The sequence below is a fragment of the uncultured Leptotrichia sp. genome (assembly GCF_938036635.1).
GTDB lineage: Bacteria > Fusobacteriota > Fusobacteriia > Fusobacteriales > Leptotrichiaceae > Leptotrichia > Leptotrichia hongkongensis.
This window is the reverse complement of the sequence record NZ_CALHQO010000381.1, coordinates 1-5,233: the sequence shown is the minus strand read 5'-3', so window position 1 is coordinate 5,233 and position 5,233 is coordinate 1. Positions and strand designations below refer to the sequence as shown.

Genomic DNA, 5,233 nt, shown 5'->3' with positions numbered 1-5,233 from the left:
AAAATAAAAGATAAATTCAAGAAATAAAAATAATGTTAAATAAGAAATATAAAAAAAGGAGGTAATTTGAGTTATGGATAGTAAAAAAAATAAAAATAGTGATGATATGACACTTAAAGAAGTGCAGTATTTGATAAAAAGAATAGAAAAAGGAACTCTGGATGAAACAAAGGATAATAAAATTAAACAGAATAAAAAGGAAAATGGACAAAGGCTTATTTTGAAATTAATAGAAGAATTTGGGGAACTTGCGGAAAATATTAGAAAAAATGTGAGATATGATGGGAAAAACATAAAAGGAACTATTGAAGAGGAAGTATTCGATGTTTTTTATTATATTATTGCAATTGCTAATGATTATGAAATTGATTTGGAAAAGATTTTTTATATAAAAGATGAAGTAAATGAAATAAAATATGACAGGGAATTTTCAATTTTTGAAGCTAGAGAAAAATGGAAAAGCTTGAAAAAATAAAATTATGAAGTAGGAATATCTGCTTAAATAAATATTTTATTTGTTTTTTTTTGAAAGACTTGAGTATTGTAAAAAAATTTTAAATATTTATAAAAGAAAAGGAAATATAGAATGACAGTAAAAAATACGGACACTTCTTTAAAAAAAAGGGAAGTAAGTATAAAAATATTGGGAACAAGTGATGTTCATGGTAGAGTGCTTGCTTGGAACTATGCAGCTGATGAAGAGGATAGGTCAGGTTCTTATGCACAGATTTCAACATTGGTGAAAAAAATTAGAAAAAAGAATAAAAATGTAATTTTGGTTGAAGTTGGGGATGCAATTCAGGATAATTGGATAGAAAAATTTGCAATGGCACCAAAACACCCCATTCCAGAGATGTTAAATTATATGAAATATGACATTTTTGTACCAGGAAATCATGAATTTAACTTTGGGATGCCAATTTTATCAAATATTTTGCGAGATATGAAATGTAAAAAATTAACTGCCAACTTGTATTACAATGAAAATAGTGAAAATGATACCAATTTTTCAAAAGATAAAAGCAGATATTTAGATGCTTCCACAATTATTGAAAAGGATGGCGTGAAGATTGGAATTATTGGATTATCAACTCCAATGTCAGCACAATTTGAAGAAGATACTGGCTATTTGAAGGATTTTTATTTTGTGTCGCCTATAAAGGAAACTCAGAAACAAGTAAAAAGACTTAAAAAGGAAGGTGCAAACGCTATTGTTGTAGTAGCTCACATGGGCATTGAAAATGAAAATGGAATTCCTGAAACTGGGGTAAGAGATTTAGCAAACGCTGTACCTGAAATTGATGTAATTGTAGCTGGACATATGCATCAGAATATACCAAAGAAAATAATTAATGGTGTTCTTATTACAGAGCCTCATAGATATGGAACTGTTATTTCAGAAGTAGACCTAAAATTTGAAGTATTGGATGAAAATATTAAATTAATAAGTAAAGATTCTATGACTATTCCTGTAAAAGATGAAGAGCCTGATAAAAAAATTGAAGAGATTTATAAACCTTTTCACAATAGGCTTTGCAGAATTGCAAATGAAAAAATAGGAAATACGCTAAATGATATGGTTCCCAAAGAAAAATATTACGGTGTGTCAGCAGCTTTTGCTAAAGATACAGGACTGTCATCATTTATAACTGATGTTGAGCTTTATTACAGCGGGGCAGATGTCGTTTCATTTGCATACAATTATGAAAATGTAAAACTGGATAAAGGGGAAATTAAGAGAAAAGACATAGTTTACAACTATCGTTACACAGGTGGAGATGTTACAATTTATGAAATGACAGGAAAACAGCTAAAAGACTATATGGAATGGTCTGCTGACTATTTTGATACAATTCGGCCTGGAGATACTGAGTATCATTATAATCCAGAACGTGCCAACGGGAAATATGTAACATTTGATATTTTTGGCGGGGTGAAATATAAAATTGATTTAAGAAATGAAAAAGGGAATAAAATTACTAATCTGATGTTAGTTAACGGGACTAAAGTAACGCCTGAAATGAAATTAAAAGTTGGAATGAATGCCTATAGGTTTGAACAGCTGGCTAGAAAAGGCGGTATTTTTGACGGACAGGAAATTCCAGTTTTATGGGCATCGAAAGAAGCAATTGGAAATATAAAGGGAACTATCCAAAATATGATGATTGACTATATTCGAAATGTAAAAAATGGTGTAATTGACGGAAAGAGTCATAATAACTGGGAAATAATTGGATTATAATTTAGATTTGCTGAAAGAATAAAAATAAAAAAATACAAAAATGGAGAACAATTTATGAAAAAATTAACAATAGCATTTTTACTGTTAAGCAGTCTGAGCTTTGCTTACACAAGAAAGGAGCAGATTCAGGAAAATCTTTCAAAAATAGGAATAAAGCAGGCAATAATTGATGAAACAAAAAAAATTGATTATGAAATAAGAGATATTGTGGCTTTTGAAAATGATGAAACTGTAATTGGGGAAAAATTGAATAAACTACTTGCCATCTTGAAAAAAGATGAGCGAAATTACATTGTATCAGAAGATATTATCACAATTTATGAGTCTAAAATCGGAAAAGGTTATGAAAAATATTTAGATTTATTCACAAAATACACTCCTTATGAGTATGAAAAATTATTTGCAAAAATGGTGTATTATCGTGGAATTGGAAAAAAAGATAAAAGTGATAGCTATTATAAAGAACTAGAAAAAAAGTATAACAATACTCCTATTATGGAAATTGTAAAAATATTTAACATTGCAGATGAAAATAGTAGACAGATTCAAATAAAGAAAGTTTTAAATTTATTAAAAAGTGAAGATGTAAAAAGACAGCTTGGAATGACAGATGAAGAAGTTTATTCAATGAATTTGACTTACACATTAACAGAAGTGAGAAAATACTATAATGACGGCAAAATCGAAAAAGCAGTTTCAGAATACATAAACAATGTCGTAAATGCCAATGTATCAAATGAAGTTCGTGAATATAACCGCCGAAAAGAAACATTGCTATTATTAAATGTTTTGATGATAAATGAAGAAATTGCAAATAAAAAGTTGCGTGAACAAAATAAACAGAAGCTGGAAAGCACCTATATTTCTAAGGAAATAAAGAAAGCAACTGCAAAAGATGTAGATTATCTGGATAAATATTTGAATGAGATGTAGTGGAGAAAATTGAATATGAAAAAAATATTTTTATTTATATGTTTAATCTTGATATTTATTTCTTGTGGAAAATTTGATAGAAAGAAATACAGCAATAAAGATTTAAAAAAATTGGATTTTAGTAAAAACTATGATTTCAAGCATAAGGAATCTTTTATGGGAGAAGCAAGTTCAGTATATTATGAATGGAATCTTGAATGCATAGAACTAAATTGCAGTATTTCCTATTTAAATGAGGAAAAAAACTATTCAAAAAAATTGTCTTAGTTTTAAAAGACTATAAACAAAAAAATAAAATAATGAAACAGATAGTAAATGGAATTAAAAAACCAGATGAAAATGTTGTTGTTAGGGATTATTACCCTAAGAGTAAGATTGTAATTTACGATAAAAATGAACATTATTCTTTTGAAACTTCTGTAAAAAATGAAGAATTTTATAGAGTATTGGATAATTTACTTGGGAAAAGTCACAAAAAATTATTGGAAGAATTATAAATAAATTTTGTTAGCAATAATGTTGATGTTTTCAACGTTTATATTTGGAAATTCAGAATTTGAAAAAAGTTATGTAGAAAGTATTATAAGCACTTTAAAATTTGGAATGACAAAACAGGAACATTTTTATTTGTTGAAATTTAACAAGTTTTATTAAATTTTTTGGAAAAAATTGAAATTTTGTTTTGAAAATCGGTACACATTGTGATATAATTGTAGTTGAGAAATATTATAATAAATAAATTTACGGAGGTAATTAGAAATGACTAGAATTGAAGATATCTATGCAAGAGAGATACTTGATTCAAGAGGAAATCCAACTGTGGAAGTTGAAGTTTACTTAGAAGGTGGAGCAATGGGAAGAGCTTCTGTACCATCTGGAGCATCAACTGGAGAACATGAAGCAGTTGAATTAAGAGATGGTGACAAATCTAGATATTTAGGACAAGGTGTATTACAAGCAGTAGAAAATGTAAATAAAGTTATTGCTGAGCACTTAATCGGATTTGACGCTTTAGACCAAGTAGCTATTGATAAAGCTATGATTGAGTTAGATGGAACACCTAACAAAGGTAAATTAGGAGCTAACGCAATCTTAGGTGTATCATTGGCAGTGGCAAAAGCAGCAGCTAATCAATTAGGTATACCTTTATATAGATATTTAGGTGGAGTAAACGCTAAAGAATTACCAGTACCAATGATGAATATCTTAAATGGTGGATCACATGCTGATTCAGCAGTAGACGTTCAAGAATTCATGGTACAACCTGTAGGAGCTAAAACATACAAAGAAGCATTAAGAATGGGTTCTGAAATTTTCCACCACTTAGGAAAAATCTTAAAAGCAAACGGAGATTCTACTAACGTAGGAAATGAAGGTGGATACGCACCATCTAACATTAATGGAACTGAAGGGGCTTTAGATGTAATTTCTCAAGCAGTAGAAGCTGCTGGATACAAATTAGGGGAAGATATTACATTTGCAATGGATGCTGCTTCATCAGAATTTGCAACTAAAAATGCAGACGGATCTTATACTTATACATTCAAAAGAGAAGGTGGAGTTGTAAGAAACTCAGATGAAATGGTTGAATGGTACAAACATTTAACTTCTAAATACCCAATCGTATCTATTGAAGATGGACTTGCTGAAGATGACTGGGATGGATTCAAAAAATTAACTGATGCAATTGGAAAAGATGTTCAATTAGTAGGGGATGACTTGTTCGTTACTAACACAGTAAGATTGGCTGAAGGAATTAAAAAAGGAATTGCTAATTCAATCCTAATTAAAGTAAACCAAATTGGTACTTTAACAGAAACATTGGATGCAATTGAAATGGCTAAAAAAGCTGGATATACTGCAGTAGTATCTCATAGATCAGGAGAAACTGAAGATGATACAATCGCTGATATCGCAGTTGCTACAAACGCAGGACAAATTAAAACAGGATCTGCATCAAGAACAGACAGAATGGCTAAATATAACCAATTATTAAGAATCGAAGATGACTTGGCAGAAGAAGCTGTTTACGAAGGTAAAAAAGCATTCTACAACATC

General features: G+C 29.6%; 7 protein-coding genes. All 7 read left to right on the top strand.

The features are described from left to right. The first annotated feature begins 73 nt into the window (after positions 1-73). The gene (locus Q0370_RS07675; RefSeq protein WP_299574208.1) at positions 74-475 is read left to right on the top strand and encodes a MazG nucleotide pyrophosphohydrolase domain-containing protein; all 402 of its coding nucleotides are present in this window, start codon (positions 74-76) and stop codon (positions 473-475) included. 111 nt (positions 476-586) lie between these two features. Then, positions 587-2,242: a bifunctional UDP-sugar hydrolase/5'-nucleotidase gene (locus Q0370_RS07670; RefSeq protein WP_299574206.1), complete on the top strand. Its 1,656-nt coding sequence runs from the start codon at positions 587-589 to the stop codon at positions 2,240-2,242. A gap of 54 nt (positions 2,243-2,296) precedes the next feature. Further along, positions 2,297-3,175 carry a hypothetical protein gene (locus tag Q0370_RS07665; RefSeq protein ID WP_299574203.1) on the top strand — a complete coding sequence of 293 codons (879 nt, stop codon included), beginning with the start codon at positions 2,297-2,299 and terminating at the stop codon, positions 3,173-3,175. A 15-nt stretch (positions 3,176-3,190) separates the two neighbouring features. After that, a complete protein-coding gene (locus Q0370_RS07660; RefSeq protein ID WP_299574200.1) occupies positions 3,191-3,442 on the top strand; it encodes a hypothetical protein in 252 nt (83 codons plus the stop codon). A 32-nt stretch (positions 3,443-3,474) separates the two neighbouring features. After that, on the top strand, positions 3,475-3,672 hold the full coding sequence (locus Q0370_RS07655) for a hypothetical protein (RefSeq protein WP_299574197.1): 198 nt from the start codon (positions 3,475-3,477) through the stop codon (positions 3,670-3,672). A gap of 25 nt (positions 3,673-3,697) precedes the next feature. Then, a complete protein-coding gene (locus Q0370_RS07650) occupies positions 3,698-3,829 on the top strand; it encodes a hypothetical protein (RefSeq protein ID WP_299574194.1) in 132 nt (43 codons plus the stop codon). 105 nt (positions 3,830-3,934) lie between these two features. Next, a partial coding sequence (gene eno / locus Q0370_RS07645) for a phosphopyruvate hydratase (protein ID WP_299574191.1) occupies positions 3,935-5,233 on the top strand: 1,299 nt, incomplete at its 3' end.

Excerpts from the sequence above, each read along its gene's own strand:
- Q0370_RS07675 (WP_299574208.1), top strand. The coding sequence starts at position 74 with ATGGATAGTAAAAAAAATAAAAATAGTGATGATATGACACTTAAAGAA.
- Q0370_RS07670 (WP_299574206.1), top strand. The coding sequence starts at position 587 with ATGACAGTAAAAAATACGGACACTTCTTTAAAAAAAAGGGAAGTAAGT.
- Q0370_RS07665 (WP_299574203.1), top strand. The coding sequence starts at position 2,297 with ATGAAAAAATTAACAATAGCATTTTTACTGTTAAGCAGTCTGAGCTTT.
- Q0370_RS07660 (WP_299574200.1), top strand. The coding sequence starts at position 3,191 with ATGAAAAAAATATTTTTATTTATATGTTTAATCTTGATATTTATTTCT.
- Q0370_RS07655 (WP_299574197.1), top strand. The coding sequence starts at position 3,475 with ATGAAACAGATAGTAAATGGAATTAAAAAACCAGATGAAAATGTTGTT.
- Q0370_RS07650 (WP_299574194.1), top strand. The coding sequence starts at position 3,698 with ATGTTTTCAACGTTTATATTTGGAAATTCAGAATTTGAAAAAAGTTAT.